Genomic DNA, 24,481 nt, shown 5'->3' with positions numbered 1-24,481 from the left:
CGCCGCCCCCAGGCCCCCGCTGGGGAGGCAGGGCCTCCCCAGACCCCGCCTTCAGTGTCCCCGCCTTCAGTTGGGCGGGTAGATGTCGCGGTAGGCGTGCCAGGTGGCGTGGCCGATCAGCGGCAGGGCCACCACGAGGCCGAGGAAGAACGGGATCAGCGCCAGGCCGGTGAAAAGGACGATCAGCCCGGCCCAGAGCGCCATCGGCCGCCAGTTCTCCATCACCCCCTGCCAGGAGGCGATGATGGCCTCCACCGCCGAGATGTCGCGCTCGATCAGCATCGGGATGGAGAGGGCGGAAATGCCGAAGGTGAGGGCGGCCAGCAGCGCCCCCGTGGCGGTGCCGGCGATGAGGAAGGGAATCAGCCGCTCCTCCCGCAGCATGGCCAGCGGCAGCATCTCCAGCGAGGGCGCGAAGCCCGGCCCGAAGCAGAGGGCGAAGAGCAGCCCCGCCAGCCGCACCCAGAAGAGGTGGATCAGCAGCAGCACCACCCCCATGAAGGCCAGCTGCGAGCCATTGCGGCGGAAGCCCTCCGCCACGCCGGACCAGCCCGCCGGCTCCCCGGCCTGGCGGCGGCGGGAGGCCTCGTAGAGCCCGGCGGCCAGCAGCGGCGCCACCAGGAAGAAGCCCGCCGTGCCCGGCAGGATCACCCAGAGCATATGCGCCTGCTGGGCGAAGAGGCAGAGCGCCCAGCCCGCCGCCGCCAGCACCGCGCCATAGGTGAGCCCAAGGCCCGGATTGGCCCAGAGGTCGTTCCACCCGGCGGAGAGCCAGACCCAGGGCTGGTCATGCGGCACCTCGCGCGGGCGGGGCAGCGGGCCTTCCAGGGAACCGGCGGGCGGGGCGTGGCTCTGCGTGCTGTTCATGGTCTTTGCCTCCCAGTCTTGTCTGTCTTGCCAGTCTTGCCTGTCTTGTCTGCCTTGCCGCCCCGTCTTGCCGTCCTGGGCAGGACTGGCCCGCGGCAGCCTAGCCCCGGAACCCTTCCCGGAAACTTGATGCGCATCAAGGACAAGCTGCGCCGCCATCGGCTTCCCTGCGGCAGCAGCGCGCCCCGGCCCCGACGCCCGGCGTGCGACCGCGCGGGGGCGGCTCCCCCGGGGCTGGACGGAGACAAAACGATGCCAGAAGGAGGCCACGCCGCGCGCCTCGCCGCCGAGATCGGCACCCTGCGGCAGGATTCGTATGTGGAAGGGCCGATCAAGGCGCTGGCCATCGCCACCATGTTCTGGGGCATCGTCGGCTTCCTGGTGGGTGTCGTCGTCGCGTCGCAGCTCGCCTTCCCGCTGCTGAACCTCGACCTGGAGTGGACCACCTTCGGCCGGCTCCGCCCCGTGCACACCAGCGCGGTGATCTTCGCCTTCGGCGGCAACGCGCTGCTCTGCACCAGCCTCTATGTCGTGCAGCGGACCTGCCGCGCCCGCCTCTTCGGCGGGGATGAGATGGGCTGGTTCCTCTTCGCGGGCTACCAGTTCTTCATCGTGATGGCGGCGCTGGGCTATGTGCTGGGCGTCACCCAGGGCAAGGAATACGCCGAGCCCGAATGGTATGTGGACCTCTGGCTGACGGTCGTCTGGGTGACCTACCTGGTTGCCTTCGGCGGCACGATCATCAAGCGCGAGGAGCCGCATATCTATGTGGCGAACTGGTTCTTCCTCGCCTTCATCCTCACCGTCGCGATGCTGCATATCGGCAACAACATCTCGCTGCCGCTGTCGCTCGGGCATGTGAAGTCCTACGTCGCCGCCTCCGGCGTGCAGGATGCGATGATCCAGTGGTGGTATGGCCACAACGCGGTGGGCTTCTTCCTGACCGCCGGCTTCCTCGGCATCATGTACTACTTCATCCCGAAGCAGGCGGAGCGGCCGGTCTATTCCTACCGCCTCTCCATCGTCCACTTCTGGTCGCTGATCTTCCTCTACATCTGGGCCGGGCCGCACCACCTGCACTACACCGCGCTGCCGGACTGGGCACAGACGCTCGGCATGGTGTTCTCGATCATGCTGTGGATGCCCTCCTGGGGCGGCATGATCAACGGCCTGATGACCCTCTCCGGCGCCTGGGACAAGCTGCGCACCGATCCGGGGCTGCGCTTCTCCGTCGCCGCCGTCGGCTTCTACGCCATGGCCACCTTCGAGGGGCCGGTGATGTCGATCAAGGCGGTGAACTCGCTCTCCCACTATACGGACTGGACGATCGGCCACGTGCATTCCGGCGCGCTGGGCTGGAACGGCTTCATCACCTTCGGCGCGCTCTACTGGCTGGTGCCGCGGCTGTGGGGCAAGACCGAGCTGTATTCGAAGAAGCTGGCCGACTGGCACTTCTGGATCGCGACGCTCGGCATCGTCCTCTACATCACCGCGATGTGGGTCTCGGGCATCATGCAGGGCCTGATGTGGCGCTCCTACGACGAGCTGGGCTTCCTCCAGTATTCCTTCGTCGAGACCGTCGCCGCCATGCATCCCTACTACGTCATCCGCATGCTGGGCGGCGTGCTCTACCTCACCGGCGCGATCCTCATGGCCTACAACCTGTGGCGCACCGTGCGCGACGAGCCGGCGAAGCAGCCCGCCGTGACCGCCGCCCTTCCCGCAGCCGCTGAATAAGGAACTGAAAAAAATGTTCCGCCGCTTCAGCCACGCGCTGATCGAGAAGAACCTGATCCTGATGGGGGTGCTCTCCCTCATCACGGTCTCCATCGGTGGCCTGGTGCAGATCGTGCCGCTCTTCGCCGTGGAGACGACGATCGAGCGCGTGGAGGGCATCCGCCCCTACACGCCGCTCGAGCAGATGGGCCGCAACATCTACATCCGCGAGGGCTGCTACACCTGCCACAGCCAGATGGTGCGCCCCTTCCGCGACGAGCTGGAGCGCTATGGCCACTACAGCCTCGCCGCCGAGAGCATGTACGACCACCCCTTCCAGTGGGGCAGCAAGCGCACGGGGCCGGACCTCGCCCGCGTCGGCGGCCGCTACTCGGATGACTGGCACGCGGCGCATCTGCGCAGCCCGCGCGCCGTGGTGCCCGAGAGCGTGATGCCGCCCTATGCCTTCCTCGACCGGCCGCTCGACTACCGGGACGTGGAATACCACCTGCGCGGCCTGCGCAGCGTCGGCGTGCCCTACACGGACGAGATGATCGCCAACGCCAAGGCCGACCTGGAAGCCCAGGCGCGGCCGGAGATGGACGGCACCGCCTTCGCCCGCCGCTATGCCCGCGCCCGCCAGGGCGTCTTCGATGGCGATGCGCGCGAGATCACCGAGATGGACGCGCTCGTCTCCTATCTCCAGATGCTCGGCACGCTGGTGAAGTTCAGCGATGTGACGCCCGAGCGCGTCCGGCAGCAATGAGGGGGCCGCGGCCATGGATCTCGTCTCCCTCTACCCGCTGCTGAAGACCCTGTGGGTCGTGTGGTTCTTCCTGCTGTTCGCCTTCATCCTCTTCTGGGTGATGCGGCCGGGGACGCGCCGGACCTACGAGGCGGTGGCGACCATCCCCCTGCGTGACGAGGCGCCGCGCCCGCGGCAGCCGCATCGGAGCGTCTGACGATGCCGACCAAGATCGAGAAGGACGCCGTCAGCGGCCGGGACACCACCGGCCATGAATGGGACGGCATCAAGGAACTGAACACGCCGCTGCCGAAATGGTGGCTCTATGTGTTCTACGCCACCATCGCCTTCGCGGCGGTCTGGGTGGTGCTCTACCCGGCGCTGCCGATCAGGGGCGCCACGGGGCTGACCGGCTGGACGGCGCGCGGCGCCATCCAGCAGGAGATGGCCGAGCGCGCCCAGCAGCAGGCCCCGGTCCTGGCCCGCCTGCGCGAGGCGACGCCGCAGCAGATCGTGGCGGACCCGGAGATGCGCGCCTATGCCCTCGCCGGCGGGCGCGTCGCCTTCGCCAACAACTGCGCCGGCTGCCATGGCGCGGGCGGGCAGGGCGCGCCGGGCGGCTTCCCGACCCTCGCCGATGACGACTGGATCTGGGGCGGCAAGCTCGACGACATCAAGACCACCATCCTGCACGGCATCCGCAACACCGAGGATGACGCGGCGCGCAGCAGCATCATGCCGCGCTTCCTCGCCGACGGCCTGCTGAAGTCCGCGCAGGTGAATGATGTGGCCGAGCATGTGCTGAGCCTCTCCGGCCGCGCGAAGGATGCGGCGGCGGCGCAGCGCGGCGCCGCGCTCTTCGCCGAGAACTGCGTGGCCTGCCATGGCGAGACCGGCCGCGGCAACCGCGAGATGGGCGCGCCCAACCTCGCCGACCAGGTCTGGCTCTATGGCGGCGACAAGGCTTCCATCGTGCACAGCATCTCCTATGCCCGCGCCGGCGTGATGCCGGCCTGGGGCGCGCGGCTGGACCCGGCGGTGGTCAACATGCTCACCGTCTATGTCCATGCGCTGGGCGGCGGTGAGGCGGAGTAACGCCCGATGAGCAGGATCGACCCCAAGGGCGTTGCCCCCCAGGAAGAAGGCTCGCTCTACGCCAGCCGCCAGAAGGTCTACCCGAAGGCGGTCCAGGGCCGGGTGCGGCGCGCCAAGTGGGCGATCCTGATCGCGTGCCTCACGCTCTACTACCTCGTCCCCTGGCTGCGCTGGAATCGCGGCCCGGGGATGCCCGGCCAGGCCGTGCTGGTGGATATCGCCAATGCGCGGATTTTTCTGTTCAATATCGAGATCTGGCCGCAGGAAATCTATTTCATCACCGGCCTGCTGGTGCTCGGCGCCATCGGGCTCTTCGCCGTCACCAGCCTGTTCGGCCGCGTCTGGTGCGGCTTCGCCTGCCCGCAGACGGTGTGGACCGATCTCTTCATGTGGATCGAGCGCCGCATCGAGGGCGACCGCAACGCGCGGATGAAGCGCGATGCCGCGCCCTGGTCGCGCGACAGGTTCCTGCGCAAGCTGGCCAAGCATGCCGCGTGGCTCGCCATCGCCGCCGCCACCGGCGGCGCCTGGATCATGTACTACCAGGACGCGCCGACGCTGGTCGCCAGCCTGCTGACCGGCGGCGCCAGCCTGCAGACCTATTTCTTCTTCGGCCTGTTCACCGGCACCACCTACCTCCTCGCCGGCTGGGCGCGGGAGCAGGTCTGCACCTATATGTGCCCCTGGCCGCGCTTCCAGGCGGCCATGCTCGACGAGAACTCGCTCGTCGTCACCTACCGCGCCTGGCGCGGCGAGCCGCGCGGCAAGGCCAAGGCCGAGGGTGTCGGCGACTGCGTCGACTGCCGCGCCTGCGTCCATGTCTGCCCCACCGGCATCGACATCCGCGACGGCCAGCAGCTCGAATGCATCGGCTGCGGCCTCTGCATCGATGCCTGCGACGAGGTGATGACCAAGCTGAACCGCCCGGCCGGGCTGGTCGCCTTCGAGACGCTGGCCAACCTCGCCGCCAGCAACGCGGCCACCGCCAGCGTGGCGCCCGGCCCGGTGCGGCAGGTCTGCGGCATGAAGGCGCGCCAGCCGGTGCGCTTCTCCCGCCCGCGCACCTGGCTCTATGCCGGCGTGCTGGGCGGCGTGGTGGCGGTGATGCTGACCGCCTTCGTCCTGCGCGAGACCGTCACCATCGCCGTGCTGCGCGACCGCGCGCCGATCTATGTGCGCCTCTCCGATGGCAGCATCCGCAACGCCTATACGCTGAAGCTCGGCAACCGCAGCCGGCCCGAGGCGGCGCTGACCCTGGTGCTGGACGCGCCGCCGGGCTTCCGCCTCGCGGTGCAGGAGGCGCCCGCCGATGCCCAGGGCCGCCCCGTGCTGGCCATGCAGCGCGAGAGCCTCACGCAGTGGCGCGTGCTCGTCACCGCCCCGCGCGGCGCCACCCTGCCGGAGAGCACGCCCGTGCGCTTCCGCCTGCTCGGCGCCGATGGCGCCACGGCGGTGGATGAGCGCAGCGTCTTCCTCGCCCCCAAATGACTGTCCCCCGAGTGACGGAGTAGCCCCATGTCCGGCACCATCCCCTTCGACCCCCGCCGCGGCCGCTGGATCCCCTGGGTCTTTGTCGGCGCGCTCGGCCTCGTCATCGCCGTCAATGGCGTGCTCATCTGGAAGGCGCTGTCCACCTTCACCGGCGTCACCCAGGGCCACGCCTATGACCGCGGCCTCGCCTATAACGACGTGCTGGCCGAGACGGCGCGGCAGGAGGCGCTGGGCTGGAATGCCACCCTCCGGGTGGAGGGGGAGCGGCTGGTGGTCGAGCTGCGCGACCGCGCCGGCGCCCCCGTGCCCGGCGTGCTGCGCGGCGACATGGAGCGCCCGCTGGAGGGCGGCACCGTGCCGCTGGAGATCGCCGCCGAGGGGCCGGGCCGCTTCACCGCGCCGCTCGCCCTGCCGCGGCGCGGGCAATGGGAGGCGCGGCTGGTGATGACCGGCCCGCGCGGCGAGGAATTCGATATCCGTGAGCGGGTGGTGGTGCGGTGAACGTCATCGCCCCCGCCCCCTCCGCCAGCCGGGCGCCGGCCGCCTGCGCGCATTGCGGCGCGCCGCTGCCCGCGCTGCTGTCCGCGCCGCGGCCGGCCCCACTGCCGGAGGGGGCCGGCCGCTTCTGCTGCGCCGGCTGCGAGGGCGCGCATGCCCTGGTCTCCGGCCTCGGCCTCGATGCCTTCTACCGCCGGCGGGAGATGGCGGCGGGCGCCCTGCGCCCGGCCGATGCCGCCGCTGAGGTCCCCTCCGACACCGATTTCGCCGCCCTCGCCACCCCCGGCCAGGGCGGCACCCACAGGCTGGAGCTGATGGTGGGCGGCCTGACCTGCGGCGCCTGCGTCTGGCTGGTGGAGCAGGCCCTGGCCGCCGATCCGGAGGTGCTGCGCGCCCGCGCCAGCCTCTCCGCCCGGCGCCTGACCATCGACTGGCGCGGCGGGGCGGAGAAGGCCAAGGCCCTGGCCGCCCTGGTCGCCCGGCTGGGCTTCCGCCCCGCCCCCTGGTCCCCCGCCTGCCTGCGCGCCACCGAGGATGCGGAGGGGCGGGAACTGGTGCGCGCCCTCGGCATCGCCGCCTTCGGCATGATGAATGTCATGCTCGTCTCCGTCGCCGTCTGGGCCGGGGGCGACATGGGCGCCGCCACGCGCCACCTGATGCACTGGCTCGCCGCGCTGATCGGCCTGCCGGTGGTGCTGGTGGCGGGGCTGCCCTTCTACCGCTCCGCCTGGCAGAGCCTGCGCGCGGGGCGGCCGAACATGGACCTCGCCGTCTCGCTCGGCATCCTGGCCAGCACGGTGATGTCGCTCTCCGAGACGCTGCGCAACGGGCCCTACACCTGGTTCGACGGGGCGACGGCGCTGCTCGCCCTGCTGCTGGCCGGGCGGGTGCTGGACCGCGCCGCCCGCCGCCGCGCCCGCCAGGCGGTGGCCGAGCTGCTGGCGCTACAGGATGGCACGGTGCAGCGGCTGGAGGCGGGCGGCATCACCACCCATTGCCCCGCCGCCGCCATCCAGGCCGGGGAGCGCATCCTGCTGGCCAGCGGCGAGCGGCTGCGCCTCGATGGCGTGCTGGAGGCGGAGGAGGCCCTGCTCGACACCGCCGCCACCACGGGCGAGAGCCTGCCGCGCCGCTTCCGCCGGGGCGATGCCCTGGCCGCCGGCATGGTGAACCTGGGCAACCCCTTCGCGCTGCGCGTCACCGCCGCGGCGGCGGATGGCTCGCTGGCCGCCATGGCCCGGCTGCTGGAGCGGGCGGAGCAGGCGCGCGGCCGCTTCGTCTCCATCGCCGACAAGGCGGCGCGCTTCTATGTGCCGGTGGCGCATGCCGTGGCGCTCGGCACCTTCCTCGGCTGGTGGCAGGGCGTCGGCGTCTCCTGGCAGGAGGCGCTGGTGCCCGCCGTCGCGGCGCTGATCATCACCTGCCCCTGTGGCCTCGCCATCGCCGTGCCGGCGGTGCAGGTGGCGGCGAGCGGCGCGCTGTTCCGGCGCGGCGTGCTGGTGGCCTCCGCCACCGGGCTGGAGCGGCTGGCGAGCGCCGGCCATGTCGTCTTCGACAAGACCGGCACCCTGACCGAGGGCCGCCCCGTGCTGCTGGAGGAGCCGGGCCGCCCCGCCTCCGCCCTGCGCGAGGCCGCCGCCATCGCCCGCGCCTCGCGCCACCCGCTCTCCCGCGCGCTGGTCGCCGCCTGCCCGGAGGCGCCGGCCGCGCCGCCGGCGGTGGAGGAGGTGCCGGGCCATGGCCTGCGCGTCGCCACGCCGCAGGGCGAGATCCGGCTGGGCAGCGCCCCCTTCATCGGCCTGGCGCAGGAGGATGAGGGGCTGACCCTGTGGTTCGCCCGGCCCGGCCTCTCCCCGGTGCCCTTCCGCTTCGCCGACAGGCTGCGCGAGGATGCCGCCCCCGCCATCGCCGCCCTGGCCGAGCTTGGGCTGGAGGCGGAACTCGTCTCGGGCGATGCGCCGCCGGCTGTGGAGGCCGCCGCCCATGCCGCCGGCATCGGCCCCTGGCAGGCCCGTGCCACGCCGGAGGAAAAGGCCGAGCGCATCGCCGCCCTCTCGGTGGCCGGGCGCCGGCCGCTGATGGTGGGCGATGGCATCAACGATGCCGCCGCCCTGGCTCTGGCCCATGCCTCCGCCACCCCGCAGGGGGCGACGGACCTCGCCCAGACGGCGGCGGATTTCGTGCTGCGGGGGGAGGGGCTGTCCGTCCTGCCCTATGCCATCCGCGTGGCGCGGCGGGCGCAGCGGCTGGCGCGGCAGAATATCGCGATGAGCTTGATCTATAACATAGTCGCCGTGCCCTGCGCCGTGTTCGGATACGCCACGCCGCTGATCGCGGCGCTGGTGATGGCCTCTTCCTCCATCATCGTCATCCTCAACGCGCTGCGGGCGGGGAAGGTGAAGTCATGAGTGCGCTCCTGCTGCTGGTGCCGATGGCGCTCTTCCTCGGCCTGCTGGCGCTGCTGCTGTTCCTGTGGACGCTGCGCAGCCGCCAGTATGACGACCTGGACGGCGCCGCCGCCCGCATCCTCTTCGACGATTCCCGCCCCACCCACCGCCGAGGCCCGCCATGAGCCGCACCCGTATCTTCTTCCTGGTCTTCTCCGCCCTGATCGCCCTGGCCGGGCTGCTCCAGGCCGGCGTCTCGATGGATGGGGCGCTGACCCTCTTCGCCCTCAGCCTTTTCGTCTTCGGCGTCGGCTTCGCTCTTTTCCTGGTGAAGCTGACCTATGACGAGGCGGATGCCCGCAAGCATTGAGGGAAAAAGGTCTCGTTCTTTTTTGAAAAAAAGAACCAAAAAACTTTTTTCAGATGGCGTCCCGCGGATGGCCTGAGGCGGGACGCCAGACTGAAAAAAGTCTTTTTGTTTCTTTTTCTTCAGAAAAAGAAAAATCTTCCTTACCTGAAAATTTCTCTTTCCCTGCCATGAGCGGCCGCGCGGCCCCCGCGTCCCACCTTTCAGGATAAGTCAACCCTTTTGGCGTTGACGCATCTGCCTTGGGCGCTCATGGTCCGCCGCCCGAAAGACCCTTACCCTGGGAAAACCCGACCTATGCCTGCGATCACGCTGCCCGACCAGTCCGTCCGCGTCTTTGACGAGGCCGTGACGGGCACGACCGTGGCCGCCGCCATCGGGCCGGGCCTGGCCAAGGCCGCCCTGGCCATGCAGGTGGATGGCGTGCTGCGCGACCTGTCGCATGTCATCGACTCGGATGCTTCCCTGCGCTTCATCACGCGCAAGGACCCTGAGGCGCTGGAGATGATCCGCCACGATGCCGCCCATGTGCTGGCCGAGGCGGTGCAGGAGCTGTTCCCCGGCACGCAGGTGACGATCGGCCCGGCCATCGAGAACGGCTTCTATTACGACTTCGCGCGCAACGAGCCCTTCACGCCGGAGGACTTCCCGAAGATCGAGGCGAAGATGCGCGAGATCGTCGCGCGCAACGCCAGCTTCGTGCGCGAGGTCTGGCCGCGCGAGCAGGCCATTGCTTTCTTCGAGGCCAAGGGCGAGCGCTACAAGGCCGAGCTGATCCGTGACCTGCCGGAGGATGCGCCGATCAGCATCTACCGCCAGGGCGAATGGCTGGACCTCTGCCGCGGCCCGCATATGCGCGGCACGGGCGATATCGGCACGGCCTTCAAGCTGATGAAGGTGGCCGGCGCCTATTGGCGCGGCGACCACCGCAACGCCATGCTGAGCCGCATCTACGCGACCGCCTGGCGCGACCAGAAGGAACTCGACGCCTATCTCCACCAGCTGGAGGAGGCGGAGCGCCGCGACCACCGCAAGATCGGCAAGGAGATGAGCCTCTTCCACCTCCAGGAGGAGGCGGTGGGCTCGATCTTCTGGCACCCCAAGGGCTGGCGCCTCTACAGCACGCTGCAGAACTACATGCGCCGCCGCCTGGACGCCGCCGCCTACCAGGAGGTGCGCACGCCCCAGCTGGTGGACCGCCGCCTGTGGGAGGCCTCCGGCCACTGGGACAAGTACCGGGAGAACATGTTCATCGCGACCGTGGATGACGAGTCCGAGAAGGACCGCATCCTGGCCCTGAAGCCGATGAACTGCCCCTGCCATGTGCAGATCTTCAACCACGGCCTGCGCAGCTACCGCGAACTGCCGCTGCGCATGGCCGAGTTCGGCGCCTGCCACCGCTACGAGCCCTCCGGCGCGCTGCATGGCATCATGCGCGTGCGCAGCTTCGTGCAGGATGACGCGCACATCTTCTGCACGGAGGACCAGATCGCCGCCGAGACGGTGGAATTCGTCGCCCTGCTCTCGGCCATCTACCGTGACCTGGGCTTCCCCGAATTCCGCGTGAAGTTCTCCGACCGGCCGGAGAAGCGCGCCGGCACGGATGCCATCTGGGACAAGGCCGAGGGCTCGCTGAAGGAAGCCTGCCGCATCGCCGGCGTCGAATACGAGCTGAACCCGGGGGAGGGCGCCTTCTACGGCCCGAAGCTCGAATTCGTGCTGCGCGACGCCATCGGCCGGGACTGGCAGTGCGGCACGCTGCAGGTGGATTTCGTGCTGCCGGAGCGGCTGGATGCCGAGTATGTGGGGGAGGATGGCAACCGCCACCGTCCCGTCATGCTGCACCGCGCCATCCTGGGCAGCTTCGAGCGCTTCATCGGCATCCTGATCGAGCAGCATGCCGGGCGCTTCCCGCTCTGGCTGGCGCCGGTGCAGGTGGCGGTGGCAACCATCGTGGACGAGGCGGCGCCCTTCGCCCGCCAGGTGGCGGCGGCGCTGCAGAAGGCCGGGCTCTCCGTCGAGCTCGACCTGCGCAATGAGAAGATCAACCGCAAGGTGGTGGACCATATCGACCAGCGCGTGCCCGTGCTGGCCGTGATCGGCCGCCGCGAGGCGGAGGAAGGCAAGGTGGTGCTGCGCCGCCTGCCCGGGCGGGACCAGGTGACGATGTCGCTGGAGGAGGCCGTGGCCACCCTTGCGGCGGAGGCCACGCCTCCCGATCTGAAGCCCAACGCAGAGGTTGCAGCGGGCTGACCCCTGCACCATAAGACAGTCTGATTTCGTTCCAACAGCGACAGGAGCCGACTCTGGCCCGAGGCCCTATTCCGAACCAGCTGCCGCCCCGCGACGGACCGCGGGTGAATGAGGAGATCCGCGTCCCGCAGGTGCGCCTGATCGACCAGGACGGCGAGATGATCGGCGTGATGAGCGCGCGCGAGGCCCTGCTGCGCGCCTATGAGGTGGGCATGGATCTCCTGGAGATCAGCCCCAACGCCGTGCCGCCGGTCTGCAAGATCCTCGACTACGGCAAGTATAAGTACGAGCAGCAGAAGAAGGCCAACGAGGCCCGCAAGAAGCAGAAGATCGTCGAGATCAAGGAAATCAAGGTTCGCCCGAACATTGATGACCACGATTACGAAGTGAAGATGCGGGCCGCGAAGTCCTTCATCGAGGAAGGCGACAAGGTGAAGGTCACCCTGCGCTTCCGCGGCCGTGAAATGGCGCACCAGGACCTTGGCGTGAAGGTGCTGGAGCGCATCCGCACCGAACTGGCCGAGCTCGCCAAGGTGGAGCAGATGCCCCGCCTGGAGAACCGCCAGATGATCATGGTGCTGGCGCCCAAGTAACCCGTTGGGGCCGGGCCTCGTGCCCGGCCACCCGCGCCCATGCCGTGGCGCCCGCCGAGCGGCATCTTAATTCTGTGGCGGCTTTTCCGTGGCGCCTTTTCCGTGGCGCCTTTTCCGTGGCGCCTTTTCCGTGGCTCTGGCAGCAAGGCCAGGGCCTTCTTTTTGGCCCCACTCTTAACACTTTCATCCCCTATCCACCCCTAGGACGAGGACAGGGATGCCCGGCAGCCGGGCCAGCCCTCCTGGCCGTCTTCCCTGGCCGCCCCATCGGGCGGGAGGAATCTGGATGAAACGCGCTCTCCTGGCCTTGTCGGCGGCCCTGCTGGCCCTGCCCCTGCTCTCCGGCCGGGCCATGGCGGAGCAGGCCATCGTCTCCGCCCCGCTAAAGCTCTTCGCCGGGCCGGGCGGAGACTTCCCCGTGGTCGCCGGCATCGAGGCCGGCTCCACCGTCGAGGTCTTCGGCTGCACGCAGGATTATGCGTGGTGCGATATCGGCATCGGCCCGGATCGTGGCTGGCTGGATGGCAACTATCTGCAAATGCTGACGCAGGAGCGCGGGATGGTCTCGCTGCCCCTGGTCGCGGCGGTGGTGGGCATCCCGCTGGTGGGCTTCGCCCTCGGCAGCTATTGGGACTCCTATTACCGCGAGCGCGCCTGGTACCGGGAACGCTACCGCTGGGAGCAGCGCTACCCGCCGCCGGCCTATTACCGGCCACCGCCGCCGGGCTACCCCTATCGCCCGCCGCCACCGCCGCCGCCCGGCTATTACCGGCCACCACCGCCGCCGCCGCCCGGCTATTACCGGCCGCCGCCACCGCCGCCGCCCGGCTATTACAGGCCGCCGCCACCGCCGCCGCCCGGCTATTACAGGCCACCACCGCCGCCGCCGCCCGGCTATTACCGGCCACCGCCGATTGCCCCGGAGTTCCGCCCGCCACCCATGGCCCCCGGCTTCCGGCCGCCGCCAAATACGCCGGAATTCCGGCCTCCACCGCCAGGACCTGGGTTCCGCCCGCCGCCGCCCGGCGCCGGATTCCAGCCGCCCCCCCGGCGCGACCCGCCGCCCGCGCCCCCGCCGCCGCGCCCGCCGGGCATGGATCGTGGGCCACCACCAGGGCCACCACCAGGGCGCCCGCCCGGTGGACCACCCGGTGGACCACCCGGCGGGCGCCCGGATCGCGACAGGCCGCCAGGGCGGTAGATGGTTTAGGGAGTTTGAAAGAAAGGGTTCTTTTTTGGAAAAAAGAACCAAAAAACTTTTTCAGTTGGCGTCTCGCGGATAGCCGGAGGCGGGACGCCAGACTGAAAAAAACTCAGCGGCCCGGAAAGGCCAGATCCAGGCCGCGCGCGCGCCAGCCGGCCTCGTACATGGTCTTGTCGATCAGGCCCGAGGGGTCGCCCTTGCGCGGGGCGAAGGCCAGGGCCGGGGCACGGTCCCTGCGCCAGATGGTCACCAGCCGGCGCAGTTCCGCCAGCGGCTCCGCATGGTCGTCCACGCGGAGGTCGAGATCGGGGAAATCTTCCGTCGTCACCAGCTTCATGGCGGCGGATTGCCGGCCGCGGCGGTCGCCGCCGGCGGCCTGCCCGGCTTCCAGCGCCGCCATCAGCCGCTCCGGCAGGGGCAGGGTGGCGGCGGCGCGGAAGCTGGCGGCGGTGTCGGCCACCACGGCCGGGCCGGCCAGCATGTTGCCCGCCACCGAGAAGCCCGGCCCGGCCTCGCTGCCCGCCCAGGACACGCAGCTTTCCCCCGTCCAGACGGCGGTGTTGCCGTGGATGTCCACGGCGTGGATCTGCCGCATGTCGCTGCCCTTGTCCCCGGCCAGGGCGCCCTGGATGGCGTCCGCCGGGTGCAGGCCGCGCGCCAGGCCGTCCAGCACCGCCGGCGCCAGATAGCGGTTGGTGAAGGACTGGGTGGACACCGCGCCAACGCCCGCCCGCACATGCGGGCAGGAGGCGCCCACCGCGAAGGCACAGGTGGTGACGGCGACGGCGAAGGCCCCCGTCCCGGGATCATGCGCGACGATGGACCAGGTCATGGGCAAGCGCTCCTGCGGGCTCTGGACCGCCACGGTGGCGGGGGCGGGCGCGCGGATCAAGAGGGGTGCCACCTTCGCAACCCTGTTGTGGCGCGCGAAAGCCTTGCCATCGAAACAGGACTGTGGTGGAAGCCCGCATGACCGACCTGACCTCCCCCAGCGTCCATCACGACCGCATCCTCATCCTCGATTTCGGCAGCCAGGTGACGCAGCTGATCGCGCGGCGCCTGCGGGAAGCCGGGGTCTATTGCGAGATCTGGCCCTTCACGGCCGAGGCCTCGCGCATCCAGGCCTTCGCGCCGCGGGGCATCATCCTCTCCGGCGGCCCGGCCAGCACGGTGGATGAGGGCAGCCCCCGCGCGCCGCAGGTGGTGTTCGAGATGGGCATCCCCGTCCTTGGCATCTGCTACGGCCAGCAGACCATGTGCATGCAGCTCGGCGGGCGGGTCGAGAAGAGCGACCACCAGGAATATGGCCGCGCCTATGTCGAGGTGAGGGAAGCCTGCGCCCTGACGCGCGAGCTGTGGTCCCCCGGCGCGCGCGAGCAGGTGTGGATGAGCCATGGCGACCGCGTCGCCGCCCTGCCCGAGGGCTTCCGCATCGTCGCGGTGAGCGAGGGCGCGCCCTACGCCATGGTGGCCGATGATAGCCGCCGCTTCTACGGCATCCAGTTCCACCCGGAGGTGGTGCACACCCCGCATGGCGCGGCGCTGCTGAAGAACTTCACCCATGGCGTCTGCGGCTGCGCGGGCGACTGGACCATGGCCGCCTTCCGCGCCGAGGCCATCGCCCGCATCCGCGCCCAGGTCGGCAGCGGCAAGGTGATCTGCGGCCTCTCCGGCGGCGTCGATTCCTCGGTGGCCGCCGTGCTGATCCATGAGGCGATTGGCGACCAGCTGACCTGCATCTATGTCGACCACGGCGTGATGCGCGCGGGCGAGACGGAGCAGGTGGTGGCCACCTTCCGCGACCGCTTCAACATCAAGCTGGTGCACCGCGACGCCTCGGACCTCTTCCTGGGCCAGCTCGCCGGCGTCACCGACCCCGAGAAGAAGCGCAAGACCATCGGCCGCCTCTTCATCGAGGTGTTCGAGGAGGAGCAGGCCAAGCTCGGCGGCGCCGACTTCCTCGCCCAGGGCACGCTCTACCCGGATGTGATCGAGAGTGTCTCGGCCACCGGCGGCCCCTCCGTCACCATCAAGTCCCACCACAATGTCGGCGGCCTGCCCGAGGACATGCGGATGAAGCTGGTGGAGCCGCTGCGCGACCTGTTCAAGGACGAGGTGCGCGCGCTCGGCCGCGAACTCGGCCTGCCGGAGGAGATCGTCGGCCGCCACCCCTTCCCGGGGCCGGGGCTGGCCATCCGCATCCCCGGCGAGGTGACGCGCGAGAAGGTGCAGCTCCTCCAGAAGGTGGACACCATCTACCTGGAAGAAATCCGCGCCGCCGGCCTGTACGACGCGATCTGGCAGGCCTTCGCCGTGCTGCTGCCGGTGCGCACCGTGGGCGTGATGGGCGATGGCCGCACCTATGACCAGGCCTGTGCCCTGCGCGCTGTCACCAGCACCGACGGCATGACCGCCGATGTCTATCCCTTCTCGATGGAGTTCCTGACCCGCGTGGCCGGGCGCATCGTGAACGAGGTGCGCGGCATCAACCGCGTCACCTACGACATCACCAGCAAGCCCCCCGGCACCATCGAGTGGGAATGATTTTGGCGTGTCCGAGCGTATCCGATACTACGCCAGAGTTCGACATAACCCACTGATAAAAATAAATTTTCCTGTCGTCATCTATCGATGTCTATCGGTGGGCATAGATCGGAGCCGTCGGCCCCGCTGACGGCCCTTGCTCATATTGATCGCGGCGAAATTTGGAAGTACCGTCAGGAGAGATGAGGCTCCTGACGGTACTTTTTTTACGCTAAGCTGCTGACAATACGCAGACTTTTCCGACGAGAGCCCCCAAAAACCGCGTGACGGTACTTTTTGGAGGTGGCACAGCATGTTGACGGATGCAGCGATCAAGGCACTGAAACCTAAAGAGAAAATGTACAAGGTGACGGACCGCGACGGCATGTATGTGCGCGTCGCACCGTCAGGCGCCCTTTCGTTCAGGCTGGACTATCGGCTGAATGGGCGGCGCGAGACGGTCTACTTGGGCAAATACGGGCGAGACGGAATCTCGCTGGCGCGAGCCCGGGAGCTCTGCCTGGATGCGAAGCGAGCGATCAGCGAGGGCCGGTCGCCAGCCATTGAGAAGCAGCGCGAAAAGCGTCGTATCAAGGAAGCGAAGAGCTTCGGCGAGTTCGGCGAAAAATGGCTGGTCAATGCACCGATGGCGGACAGCACCCGAGCGATGCGTCGCTCCATTTTCGAGCGTGAGCTACTGCCAGTCTGGCGCAACCGCCTTCTCACGGAGATCACGCCAGACGATCTTCGCGCCCACTGCGGGAAGATTGTCGATCGGGGCGCGCCGGCGACAGCGATCCATGTCCGGGATATCCTGAAGCAGATCTATGGCTTCGCGATCTTGCATGGAGAGAAGGTTGCCAATCCGGCCGATGACGTAGGCCCCGCATCGATCGCGACATTCACGCCAAAGGATCGGGCGCTCTCGCCTGCGGAAATTCGAGTGATGTTGAAGGAGCTGGAAAAGGTCGCGACGTTGCCGACGATCCGGCTCGGAATGCGGCTCTTCTTGCTGACGATGGTGCGCAAGAGCGAACTGCAGGACGCGGTGTGGGACGAGGTCGACTTCGAGAACGCCGTCTGGACGATTCCCAAGGAGCGGATGAAGCGGTCGAAGGCGCACAACGTCTATCTGTGCCGCCAGACTCTCGACATTATGATTGCGCTCAAGACCTGCGCCGGCAACTCCCGGTATCTGCTGCCTTCGCGTTACGACGCCGATGCTCCAATGTCTCGAGCGACTTTCAACCGTGTCACTTATTCCGTTGTGGAGCAGGCCAGGGAAGATGGGCTGCCGCTCGAGCCATTCACGGTCCACGACCTGCGACGGACTGGATCGACCCTACTCAATGAGCTGGGCTTCAATCGCGACTGGATCGAAAAGTGCCTGGCGCATGAAGACGGTCGGTCATCGCGGGGCGTATACAACAAGGCGGAATATGAGGTGCAGCGCCGCCATATGATGCAAGAGTGGGCCGACATCGTGGACGCTTGGGTAGATGGCCGGAAGCATGCCCCAACTCTGCTGCCGCCGGCTATGCCTCTGATGGAGCTTGATCCCGCGCTTTAACGGGACGCGTCTTCCGCTTTGTGACATCGGGGTGCTGAGCGCGACGAACAGGCGCCGCTCGCCGTGTCTCCAGCCATCCTTCGACTTCGGCCAGGTCCCAGACAATGCATCTTGGGGAGAGCGCGAAGCGTCGCGGGAATTCACCACGCTGCTCCATTTCATAGATCGTACTGTCAGCCAGTGGCACCATCTCACGCAGTTGGTGGCGCCGGATGGTTCTCCTGATTTGCCTCGTTTCCGCTATCGCCATCTCAATCTCCATCGTTGCTAGGGCGATTGAGAACGATAGCTGCTGATACTGGAAGCCCCTCCGAAATGCGGTGCGGCATTTTCGGGCCGTAGCGTACACATTGGCGGGCTCCCCTTGGCCGTCAGGTGCAGCATAGGGGGCGAGTACGCGCTGATGGTCGAGCCCAAAAGGTGTGAGCCCTGGGAACATCCGAGAGTATATCGACACGCAAGCGTTGGCGCGGGCGTCAGTGACACGCGGGGCTCCACGCCAGAGTCGATTGATCCCGCGACACCGCGCGGCACTTATTGATGTTCTCGAGTACGAAAGCGTGCAGGTGAAGTCCTTCTGATGCTACGAGGCCCTATCCATGGTGATCAGAGGTTGCGTTAGTCACTTCTGTCCGGCAGGCAATAAATATACAACGAGTCCCAATCGGCATGCCGGATGCGGCTCATTCGTTTCTCGGATTATCGAAGATTTCGGTCAAATTATCGCTTCTACAAATTCGACAAATGCTCGAACTTTTGCCGAGTGTTGTTGACGAGGAGGATAAAGCGCAAATAGCGGAAAGCGCTCACCAGGCCAGTCGGGGAACAAGTCGACTAGCCGACCCTCGCGAAAATGATGCTCTGCACCTACAGGGGGTATCTGACAAATGCCGACGCCAGCGAGACATGCCCACAGCATCGTAGCTGCATCGGACGTCATGAGGCGTGCGTTGGTCTTGATTGGAAGCACCTCATCGCCACGCCTGAACTCCCAATCATAGGCTCGCGATCGCAACGGATCCCAAAAGTCGATCGTGTCGTGGGTAGCGAGATCAGATGGATGAGCCGGTTTTCCTCTGCGCTCCAGGTATGATGGCGACGCGGCTGTTATAACTCGCATGTCGGCTAGCTTGCGAGCGATCAGCGTCTCAGGTGGGTCGCCGAACCGAAGAGCCATATCAAAGCCGTCGGCAACGAGGTCGCCTACGGCGTCCCTCATAATCATTTCGAGCCGCACCTCGGGATAGCTGGCTAGAAATTCCCCAAGGCGATTGGACAGGATGGTCTGTGATACGATCGGGGCAACGTTGACCCTTAAGCGGCCGCGGACCACTCCAGCTGAGCCGGAAGCCTCCATCGCTGCCTGTTCAATGCTGTCCAAATGCGGGCCGACCTGTTCATAGAACCGTCGCCCCTCTTCAGTCAGCCGCAGTGAACGGGTTGTCCTGTCCAGAAGGCGCACGCCGATCCTAGTCTCGAGCCGAGCTATAGCGCGCCCGACCCCGGAGGGAGTTAGGCCGAGAGCTTCGGCAGCGCGAGCCATCGTTCCTGCTTCGACAACGGCCATCAACACTGTCACGCCGGAGAGCAGGCGGCTGTCGTAACTCATGTGAATTCCGGACTTTGAGTCAAATCTATGCAGACATAATAGCGCTAAAATCCACAATGCAAATATGCGAAGACCCTAGCGAAGAGATTTTCGTTAAAGGAACTTCAGATGTTTGCAGTGACTGCGGCCACGGGCCGCGTGGGCGGCGCTGCCGCTAGCACCCTTGTGGATCAGGGGAAGGCCGTCCGGATCATCGCGCGCGATGCCGGCAAGGCTCAGGCCTGGGCAGATCGCGGATGTGAGATCGCTTTGGCCACGATGGAAGACCGCGACGCCCTGACGAAGGCGTTTTCGGGATGCGAAGGCGTGATGCTCGTCGTACCGCCGAGCCTTGATCAGCCGGAGGATCTGCCGAAAGCGCGAGCCATCGTCGCGGCCTATCGCGCGGCGATCATGGCGGCGCGTCCGGGCAAGGTCGTCGCTCTGTCGAGCGTGGGTGCTCAGTCTACGCAACGCAATACGATCAGCGAACTCACCATCCTCGAGAAGGAACTGGCGGACGTCGATCTGCCGATCACCTTCCTGCGGCCCGCCTGGTACATCGAAAACGCCGAGTGGGATGTGGCCAGCGCGACGAATGAGGGCGTCATTCACTCCTTCCTTCAACCGGTCGACCGGGCGCTTCCGATGGTCTCTGTTGTTGATGCCGGCCGGACTGCAGGTGAACTCCTGATGGAGGACTGGACGGGGCACCGTATCGTCGAACTGCATGGCCCGGGCCTGGTTTCGCCGCAGGACATCGCCAGGGCCTTCGGGAAGGCGCTGGGGCGTGATGTAGGGGCCCAAGCTATTCCGCATGCGGCTTGGGAAGGCATCTTCCGTCAGCAGGGGATCAAGGATCCCGAGATGTGGATGAATTGCCTCGATGGCTTCAACGAGGGCTGGCTCTCGTTCGAGGACGCAGGAACGACCAAGCGCGTCGGCCGGATCGGTGTCGAGGAAGCCATCGCCGCGATCGTTCGCCGCAACAGCAAGACCATGGCGTTGGTCTGAAATGCCCTGGGCGTCGACGACGGTTCGCGTCGAGACGCCCAGGCCCGCAGACACAGCCACTCGAAGGAAGATCCGCGTTGCGACCCGCTCGGCTTCGTCGACGACGCACGCAACTTGCGGCCCTGGCGCGGGCGGTTCCCGCGCCAACGATCATCGCAAACGCAACCATCCTGTTCGCAGAGAGCGCCATGACCGAAGAAACACCGTTCAATACGCCTCCCCGCGGCCTCAGCCGCAAAGGCTTCATGACCAACACGCTCGTCGGAGGAGCGGCGATGCTGGTCATGGCGCGCTCTGCCTGGGCTCAAGGCAGCGTGTCACGCGCTCCCGGGGCAGCAAGCCGACCGATCCAGGGATGGGACAAGATCTTTCCCCAAAACCCCAAGGTCAACTGCCAGAAAGTGACCTTCAAAAACCGTTACGGTATTACGTTGGCGGCTGATCTCTATGAGCCGCAGGGACGGGCCAATCAGCGGCTGGCGGCTCTTGTGGTCGACGGACCCTTCGGTTCCGTCAAAGAGCAGGTCTCGGGTCGCTATGCGCAAATGATGGCTGAGCGAGGCTTCGTGACCATCGCATTCGACCGGTCCTATACTGGCGAGAGCGGCGGCGAGCCACGCAATTTGGCTTCACCTGAGATTAATACGGAAGATGTCAGCGCGGCCGTCGATTACGTCGGCTTGCTCCCCAATGTGGATCAGCAGCGCATCGGCGTCCTCGGGATTTGCGGCGGTGGTGGCTTCGCCCTGAATGCGACGGCGGTCGACAAACGCATCAAGGCCATCGTCGCCATCAGCATGTACGATATCTCCCGCCTGATGGCCAATGGCTACTACGACAAGGTCGACCTTGCGGGACGCACGGGCATGCTGGAGCACATCAGCCAGCAGCGCTGGGTGGATGCGAAGAATGGTGCGCCGGGCGCCGGCCCAAGCTTCCTGCCGGCCACGCTTGATGGTGTTACCGATCCCGTCGTGAAGATGTATTTCGATTTCTATCGGACGCCGCGCGGCTTCCACAAGCGGTCGCTGAACTCCGAAGGCGCCTTTACCGCCACCACGCCGCTGCCCTTCGTAGACATGCCCATGCTGACGCGCATTGCCGAGATCTCGCCGCGTCCTCTTCTGCTCATCGCTGGGGAGAAAGCCCATTCCCGCTACTTCAGCGAGGATGCTCTTAGGGCGGCGGAGGAACCGAAGGAACTGCTGATCGTCAAGGATGCCATTCACACGGATCTATACGACCGGGACGACAAGATCCCGTTCGACCGAATCGACGCGTTCTTCGATCTGCATCTGAAATCGTAATTCCCTCTCGACAACGCCAAACTTGATCGCCCTCTGCGACGAGGGCAGCACAGAGGTGAACATGTCTGCTAATTCAAAGGTCTGGTTCATTACCGGCACGTCACGTGGTTTCGGCCGTGTCTGGGCAGAGGCTGCTCTCGCTCGTGGCGACCGAGTGGTTGCCACGGCGCGCAACATTGGCGCTCTCAAGCCCATTGTCGAGCAATACGGTAATCAGGTTCTTCCACTGGAACTTGATGTCACCGATCCCACCTCGGCAAAGCGCGCCGTTGGGGCCGCAGTCGCACATTTCGGTCGACTTGATGTCGTCATCAACAATGCGGGCTATGGTCTCTTCGGCATGGTCGAAGAGGTGTCTGAAGCACAGGCGCGCGAGCAGTTCGATACGAATTTCTTCGGCGCGCTTTGGGTCACTCAGGCGGCGCTGCCGCACCTGCGCGCACAAGGTAGCGGCCACATTATCCAGGTGTCTTCTATTGGTGGCGTCACGGCATTCCCGTTCTTCGGCATCTACAACGCGTCAAAGTGGGCCCTTGAAGGCATGAGTCAGGCCCTTACCGCCGAGGTCAGAGAATTTGGCGTCAAGGTAACACTGATAGAGCCGATGCCATACGCCACGGACTGGTCAGGCCCCTCGGCAAAGCAGGCTGAACCTATGGACGAGTACGATGGTGTCCGCACAGGCATCCTTCAAATGTTCGGCACAATGACGCCCGGCGATCCACAAGACTCTACCGCGGCAATGCTCAAGCTGGTCGACACTGAGAATCCGCCGCTTCGCGCGTTCTTCGGAAATGGCGCTCTCGAAGCAATTGAGAATGATTACACGGAGCGCCTCTCGGGATGGCGGGGATGGCGAGACGTCTGCGATGAGGCTTTTGGGCCGAACTAAGCGCGGTAAGATCGAACGCCCGCAAATTACGGGCTGGTTCTGACGTGCGACGGACCAAAACCATGCCGGATATTTCACTCGATTTTAGATATTTAAAGTATGCGCTGTCGATAGCTGACTTTGGTAGTTTCCGTCGCGCAGCGCATCATCTTGGATTATCCCAATCGACGTTGAGCAGGCGCGTTCAGATGCTGGAAAGCCGACTGGGAATCGAGCTCTTCGAACGCAACAGAAAGGGCGTCAGCATCACCGAAATCGGACATCGCTTTCTGTCGGAGGCTCGCTTGGCCGCTGAGGTGATGGAGAGGGCAAATCGAGAGGTGCTGGCTGCAAAGCGCGGGCATTCTGGCCAAATATCTGTCGGACTTATAACGTCTTTAGAGTATGCCGGATTTAATAAATGCATAGAAAGCTTCGTAGAGCAGTTCCCAGACATTGATGTTTACGTAGAAGACTCCACCTCTGAATCGAATATAAACGGCGTTATAAAAGGGTCTGTTGATATAGCGTTGATTTCTGGTGCAGAGTGCCCGCGTGGATGCGACATGCACATACTATCAGATGATAAAATTTGCGTTGCGATCTCCATGAAATCACATTTTGTAGAACATGATTACGTATTATGGAATGATTTAAAGTCAGAGAAATTCCTAGTCTCGTTCCGAGATGCAGGTCCCGACGTGAGGGGAATAATCATCAGGAATTTATCATCTCTTGGATTTTTCCCGAAAATTGTCATTCATGACGTTGGTCGAGATAATTTGCTGCATATGGTAGGAAGTGGACTCGGCATAACTCTGGTGCCGTTGTCAGCTACAGCCACTGTTTATCCTAAGGTGAAATTCGTCCCTATAAAGGATGGTGGCGACACAGTGGTGTCCAGCCTCGTTTGGCGACGAGATAACAAGCGGGCTACGTTGAAAAACTTCATTTCTTTGATCCAATCGTCACTCTGACCCAAGGTTTGATTTACTCGCAAGAAGAGCTCTTTTTGCTTTAACGAATGCACGATCGGTGGTGATGAACCGCTGTACCATTGGGGCGATGAGCTTCGCGGGATCGGCGACCGGGCGGCCGGTCTCGCGCGCCAAGACTTCGCCATAGGCGACGAGATCCCGATGTACAGGAGCTGGCAGCTCGACCGTCACCTTGACCGGCTTGTCGTCGGCGATCGCACCGAGCTTCAGCTTCGTCATTTTACGCTCCGTAAGGTTCGAGCACCAGATCGCGGGTGACGATGACGCGGACGGGGAAGCCCGGTCGGATCGTCAGCGTCGGCGCAATGTTGAGCTGGCGGCGGATGATCTGCTGGCCGGCGTCGTTGATCGTGTCCTGACCGCCGTTGCGGATAGCCTGGATCAGCCGGTCGTCGTCGTTGGTGGCGAGTTCGGCGCCGACGCTGAGCAGCGTCGAGAGGCCGGCGGCCTTCGCCAGATCCCACCAGTGGTAGTCAACGCCGTCCTGAAGACCGGCGTAGCCCTCGGCGTCCGCGCCTGGTTGGCGCTCGAGCACGATACTGCGGCCGTTCGGGAAGATCAGGCGGTTCCAGACCAGGAGAACGCGGCTCTGTCCGAATTGGACGTTGTTGTCGTACTGGCCGATGACGCGGGTGCCCTGGGGCACGAGCAGAATGCGGCCGGTCGGGCTGTCATAGATGTTCTCGGTGACCTGGGCTGTGATCTGACCCGGGAGGTCCGAACGGATGCCGGTGACCAGCGCGGCCGAGATGACCGCGCCCGCCTGCAGGATGTTCGGCGATGCCGGCGCGGCGACGCGGTCGGCCGCAACGGTGCGCCGGTCGACCGGAGCGTTGAGGAACGCGTGTTGGCGCTCCTGGGCCGTAGGCGTCGCCGCCGGCGCGAGGCCAAGGCTCGTTAGATCGGGCTGCGCCAGGGTCGGCGTGCTCGTCGTCGCCGGCGTCGTTGTGCGCGCCTCCGAGGCCGCAAACAGCCGGCTGGTTCGCGCCGTCTTGATCTCCTGCAGCTGGCGCTGCTCTTCCGGGCTGATACCGGGCTGCACTGGCGCGACGCCGGGCGTCGGCACGGGCTGGCCACGATTCTGAGCGCTGACGATCGGCCGACCGAGATCGCCGGGCAACGGAGGCCCGAGCTGGGGCACGCCGGTATAGTCTCGCGGCAGGCCCTGGAGGCCGTCCGCGGTCGAGCGGTTGTCGGTCGAATAGAGTTCCTCGTGCGGACGCCCGGCGTTGCGGGCCTGGAGCGCGTAGACCAGTGCGCCGCCGAGGCCGAGGCTCGCCGCCAGGCCGAGCCCCGCCAGTACCTTGCGCGACAGCCGCGTGACACGCGGAGCCTCGGCGCGCAGCCGCATCGGGGCGGCCGCCTCCGGCGCCGATCCCGTCAGCGGCGCGCCG

24 protein-coding genes are annotated in these 24,481 nt (G+C 66.3%); 18 read left to right on the top strand and 6 right to left on the bottom strand.

The window, feature by feature from the left end; translation table 11 throughout:
• Positions 1–66 precede the first annotated feature (66 nt).
• Positions 67–867: a DUF2189 domain-containing protein gene (locus NON00_RS01315; protein WP_256016759.1), complete on the bottom strand. Its 801-nt coding sequence runs from the start codon at positions 865–867 to the stop codon at positions 67–69.
• A gap of 252 nt (positions 868–1,119) precedes the next feature.
• On the opposite strand from NON00_RS01315, the gene ccoN reads away from it, so the two are divergent.
• The 12 genes from ccoN to NON00_RS01255 all read left to right on the top strand — a co-directional run bounded on the left by ccoN (position 1,120) and on the right by NON00_RS01255 (position 13,213).
• A complete protein-coding gene (ccoN, locus tag NON00_RS01310; RefSeq protein ID WP_256016756.1) occupies positions 1,120–2,604 on the top strand; it encodes a cytochrome-c oxidase, cbb3-type subunit I in 1,485 nt (494 codons plus the stop codon).
• A gap of 13 nt (positions 2,605–2,617) precedes the next feature.
• Positions 2,618–3,349 carry a cytochrome-c oxidase, cbb3-type subunit II gene (gene ccoO, locus NON00_RS01305; RefSeq protein WP_256016753.1) on the top strand — a complete coding sequence of 244 codons (732 nt, stop codon included), beginning with the start codon at positions 2,618–2,620 and terminating at the stop codon, positions 3,347–3,349.
• A gap of 13 nt (positions 3,350–3,362) precedes the next feature.
• Positions 3,363–3,545: a cbb3-type cytochrome c oxidase subunit 3 gene (locus tag NON00_RS01300; RefSeq protein ID WP_256016750.1), complete on the top strand. Its 183-nt coding sequence runs from the start codon at positions 3,363–3,365 to the stop codon at positions 3,543–3,545.
• A gap of 2 nt (positions 3,546–3,547) precedes the next feature.
• Positions 3,548–4,423: a cytochrome-c oxidase, cbb3-type subunit III gene (ccoP, locus tag NON00_RS01295; RefSeq protein ID WP_256016747.1), complete on the top strand. Its 876-nt coding sequence runs from the start codon at positions 3,548–3,550 to the stop codon at positions 4,421–4,423.
• 6 nt (positions 4,424–4,429) lie between these two features.
• Positions 4,430–5,911 (top strand): cytochrome c oxidase accessory protein CcoG, encoded by a 1,482-nt coding sequence (gene ccoG, locus NON00_RS01290; protein WP_256016744.1) that lies wholly within the window; start codon positions 4,430–4,432, stop codon positions 5,909–5,911.
• Between the two features lie 27 nt (positions 5,912–5,938).
• Complete coding sequence (locus NON00_RS01285) at positions 5,939–6,415, top strand: FixH family protein (RefSeq protein WP_256016741.1); 477 nt, start codon at positions 5,939–5,941, stop codon at positions 6,413–6,415.
• Positions 6,412–8,820 carry a heavy metal translocating P-type ATPase metal-binding domain-containing protein gene (locus tag NON00_RS01280; RefSeq protein WP_256016738.1) on the top strand — a complete coding sequence of 803 codons (2,409 nt, stop codon included), beginning with the start codon at positions 6,412–6,414 and terminating at the stop codon, positions 8,818–8,820. Before NON00_RS01285 ends, NON00_RS01280 begins: the two co-directional genes overlap by 4 nt.
• Complete coding sequence (gene ccoS, locus NON00_RS01275) at positions 8,817–8,984, top strand: cbb3-type cytochrome oxidase assembly protein CcoS (protein ID WP_256016736.1); 168 nt, start codon at positions 8,817–8,819, stop codon at positions 8,982–8,984. The genes NON00_RS01280 and ccoS overlap by 4 nt, the downstream gene beginning before the upstream one ends.
• Positions 8,981–9,169, top strand: a complete 189-nt coding sequence (locus tag NON00_RS01270) for a hypothetical protein (protein WP_256016733.1) — start codon at positions 8,981–8,983, stop codon at positions 9,167–9,169. Before ccoS ends, NON00_RS01270 begins: the two co-directional genes overlap by 4 nt.
• Before the next feature lie 294 nt (positions 9,170–9,463).
• Positions 9,464–11,419 (top strand): threonine--tRNA ligase, encoded by a 1,956-nt coding sequence (thrS, locus tag NON00_RS01265; protein ID WP_256016730.1) that lies wholly within the window; start codon positions 9,464–9,466, stop codon positions 11,417–11,419.
• 80 nt (positions 11,420–11,499) lie between these two features.
• On the top strand, positions 11,500–12,012 hold the full coding sequence (gene infC / locus NON00_RS01260) for a translation initiation factor IF-3 (RefSeq protein WP_305123150.1): 513 nt from the start codon (positions 11,500–11,502) through the stop codon (positions 12,010–12,012).
• A 286-nt stretch (positions 12,013–12,298) separates the two neighbouring features.
• A complete protein-coding gene (locus NON00_RS01255; protein WP_256016727.1) occupies positions 12,299–13,213 on the top strand; it encodes an SH3 domain-containing protein in 915 nt (304 codons plus the stop codon).
• A 112-nt stretch (positions 13,214–13,325) separates the two neighbouring features.
• Here the strand turns inward: NON00_RS01255 and NON00_RS01250 are convergent, their stop codons facing one another.
• Positions 13,326–14,048: a DUF1028 domain-containing protein gene (locus tag NON00_RS01250; protein WP_256016724.1), complete on the bottom strand. Its 723-nt coding sequence runs from the start codon at positions 14,046–14,048 to the stop codon at positions 13,326–13,328.
• Between the two features lie 137 nt (positions 14,049–14,185).
• On the opposite strand from NON00_RS01250, the gene guaA reads away from it, so the two are divergent.
• Both guaA and NON00_RS01240 read left to right on the top strand, forming a co-directional pair.
• Complete coding sequence (gene guaA, locus NON00_RS01245; protein ID WP_256016721.1) at positions 14,186–15,760, top strand: glutamine-hydrolyzing GMP synthase; 1,575 nt, start codon at positions 14,186–14,188, stop codon at positions 15,758–15,760.
• 292 nt (positions 15,761–16,052) lie between these two features.
• Positions 16,053–17,309 (top strand): site-specific integrase, encoded by a 1,257-nt coding sequence (locus tag NON00_RS01240; RefSeq protein ID WP_256016718.1) that lies wholly within the window; start codon positions 16,053–16,055, stop codon positions 17,307–17,309.
• Here the strand turns inward: NON00_RS01240 and NON00_RS01235 are convergent.
• Positions 17,275–17,559 carry an AlpA family transcriptional regulator gene (locus tag NON00_RS01235; RefSeq protein ID WP_256016715.1) on the bottom strand — a complete coding sequence of 95 codons (285 nt, stop codon included), beginning with the start codon at positions 17,557–17,559 and terminating at the stop codon, positions 17,275–17,277. The genes NON00_RS01240 and NON00_RS01235 overlap by 35 nt on opposite strands.
• A gap of 465 nt (positions 17,560–18,024) precedes the next feature.
• On the bottom strand, positions 18,025–18,918 hold the full coding sequence (locus NON00_RS01230) for a LysR family transcriptional regulator (protein WP_256016712.1): 894 nt from the start codon (positions 18,916–18,918) through the stop codon (positions 18,025–18,027).
• A 108-nt stretch (positions 18,919–19,026) separates the two neighbouring features.
• Here NON00_RS01230 and NON00_RS01225 point away from each other — a divergent pair, with 108 nt between their 5' ends.
• The 4 genes from NON00_RS01225 (at position 19,027) to NON00_RS01210 (ending at position 23,066) form a co-directional block, all read left to right on the top strand.
• Positions 19,027–19,911: an NmrA family NAD(P)-binding protein gene (locus NON00_RS01225; protein WP_256016709.1), complete on the top strand. Its 885-nt coding sequence runs from the start codon at positions 19,027–19,029 to the stop codon at positions 19,909–19,911.
• A 188-nt stretch (positions 19,912–20,099) separates the two neighbouring features.
• Entirely contained in the window at positions 20,100–21,218 is a 1,119-nt protein-coding gene (locus NON00_RS01220; protein WP_256016706.1) for an alpha/beta hydrolase, read from the top strand.
• 22 nt (positions 21,219–21,240) lie between these two features.
• A complete protein-coding gene (locus tag NON00_RS01215; protein WP_256016703.1) occupies positions 21,241–22,110 on the top strand; it encodes an SDR family oxidoreductase in 870 nt (289 codons plus the stop codon).
• Between the two features lie 62 nt (positions 22,111–22,172).
• Positions 22,173–23,066 (top strand): LysR family transcriptional regulator, encoded by an 894-nt coding sequence (locus NON00_RS01210; RefSeq protein WP_256016701.1) that lies wholly within the window; start codon positions 22,173–22,175, stop codon positions 23,064–23,066.
• Here NON00_RS01210 and NON00_RS01205 read toward each other — a convergent pair.
• Positions 23,058–23,306 (bottom strand): DUF2274 domain-containing protein, encoded by a 249-nt coding sequence (locus tag NON00_RS01205; RefSeq protein WP_256016698.1) that lies wholly within the window; start codon positions 23,304–23,306, stop codon positions 23,058–23,060. The two genes, NON00_RS01210 and NON00_RS01205, sit on opposite strands and share 9 nt — an antisense overlap.
• Position 23,307: 1 nt before the next feature.
• Entirely contained in the window at positions 23,308–24,438 is a 1,131-nt protein-coding gene (locus tag NON00_RS01200) for a TrbI/VirB10 family protein (protein ID WP_256016839.1), read from the bottom strand.
• Positions 24,439–24,481 lie beyond the last annotated feature (43 nt).

Source organism: Roseomonas sp. GC11 (assembly GCF_024437745.1).
Lineage (GTDB): Bacteria > Pseudomonadota > Alphaproteobacteria > Acetobacterales > Acetobacteraceae > Pseudoroseomonas.
The sequence above is the reverse complement of the archived record's forward strand: the minus strand, read 5'-3'. Positions and strand labels throughout refer to the sequence as shown.

Excerpts from the sequence above, each read along its gene's own strand:
- ccoO (WP_256016753.1), top strand. The coding sequence starts at position 2,618 with ATGTTCCGCCGCTTCAGCCACGCGCTGATCGAGAAGAACCTGATCCTG.
- ccoN (WP_256016756.1), top strand. The coding sequence starts at position 1,120 with ATGCCAGAAGGAGGCCACGCCGCGCGCCTCGCCGCCGAGATCGGCACC.
- ccoP (WP_256016747.1), top strand. The coding sequence starts at position 3,548 with ATGCCGACCAAGATCGAGAAGGACGCCGTCAGCGGCCGGGACACCACC.
- NON00_RS01270 (WP_256016733.1), top strand. The coding sequence starts at position 8,981 with ATGAGCCGCACCCGTATCTTCTTCCTGGTCTTCTCCGCCCTGATCGCC.
- NON00_RS01285 (WP_256016741.1), top strand. The coding sequence starts at position 5,939 with ATGTCCGGCACCATCCCCTTCGACCCCCGCCGCGGCCGCTGGATCCCC.
- thrS (WP_256016730.1), top strand. The coding sequence starts at position 9,464 with ATGCCTGCGATCACGCTGCCCGACCAGTCCGTCCGCGTCTTTGACGAG.
- NON00_RS01300 (WP_256016750.1), top strand. The coding sequence starts at position 3,363 with ATGGATCTCGTCTCCCTCTACCCGCTGCTGAAGACCCTGTGGGTCGTG.
- ccoG (WP_256016744.1), top strand. The coding sequence starts at position 4,430 with ATGAGCAGGATCGACCCCAAGGGCGTTGCCCCCCAGGAAGAAGGCTCG.
- NON00_RS01205 (WP_256016698.1), bottom strand. The coding sequence starts at position 23,306 with ATGACGAAGCTGAAGCTCGGTGCGATCGCCGACGACAAGCCGGTCAAG.
- NON00_RS01240 (WP_256016718.1), top strand. The coding sequence starts at position 16,053 with ATGTTGACGGATGCAGCGATCAAGGCACTGAAACCTAAAGAGAAAATG.
- NON00_RS01210 (WP_256016701.1), top strand. The coding sequence starts at position 22,173 with ATGCCGGATATTTCACTCGATTTTAGATATTTAAAGTATGCGCTGTCG.
- NON00_RS01315 (WP_256016759.1), bottom strand. The coding sequence starts at position 867 with ATGAACAGCACGCAGAGCCACGCCCCGCCCGCCGGTTCCCTGGAAGGC.
- NON00_RS01235 (WP_256016715.1), bottom strand. The coding sequence starts at position 17,559 with ATGGCGATAGCGGAAACGAGGCAAATCAGGAGAACCATCCGGCGCCAC.
- NON00_RS01225 (WP_256016709.1), top strand. The coding sequence starts at position 19,027 with ATGTTTGCAGTGACTGCGGCCACGGGCCGCGTGGGCGGCGCTGCCGCT.
- NON00_RS01220 (WP_256016706.1), top strand. The coding sequence starts at position 20,100 with ATGACCGAAGAAACACCGTTCAATACGCCTCCCCGCGGCCTCAGCCGC.
- NON00_RS01250 (WP_256016724.1), bottom strand. The coding sequence starts at position 14,048 with ATGACCTGGTCCATCGTCGCGCATGATCCCGGGACGGGGGCCTTCGCC.
- guaA (WP_256016721.1), top strand. The coding sequence starts at position 14,186 with ATGACCGACCTGACCTCCCCCAGCGTCCATCACGACCGCATCCTCATC.
- NON00_RS01230 (WP_256016712.1), bottom strand. The coding sequence starts at position 18,918 with ATGAGTTACGACAGCCGCCTGCTCTCCGGCGTGACAGTGTTGATGGCC.
- NON00_RS01255 (WP_256016727.1), top strand. The coding sequence starts at position 12,299 with ATGAAACGCGCTCTCCTGGCCTTGTCGGCGGCCCTGCTGGCCCTGCCC.
- NON00_RS01200 (WP_256016839.1), bottom strand. The coding sequence starts at position 24,438 with ATGCGGCTGCGCGCCGAGGCTCCGCGTGTCACGCGGCTGTCGCGCAAG.
- ccoS (WP_256016736.1), top strand. The coding sequence starts at position 8,817 with ATGAGTGCGCTCCTGCTGCTGGTGCCGATGGCGCTCTTCCTCGGCCTG.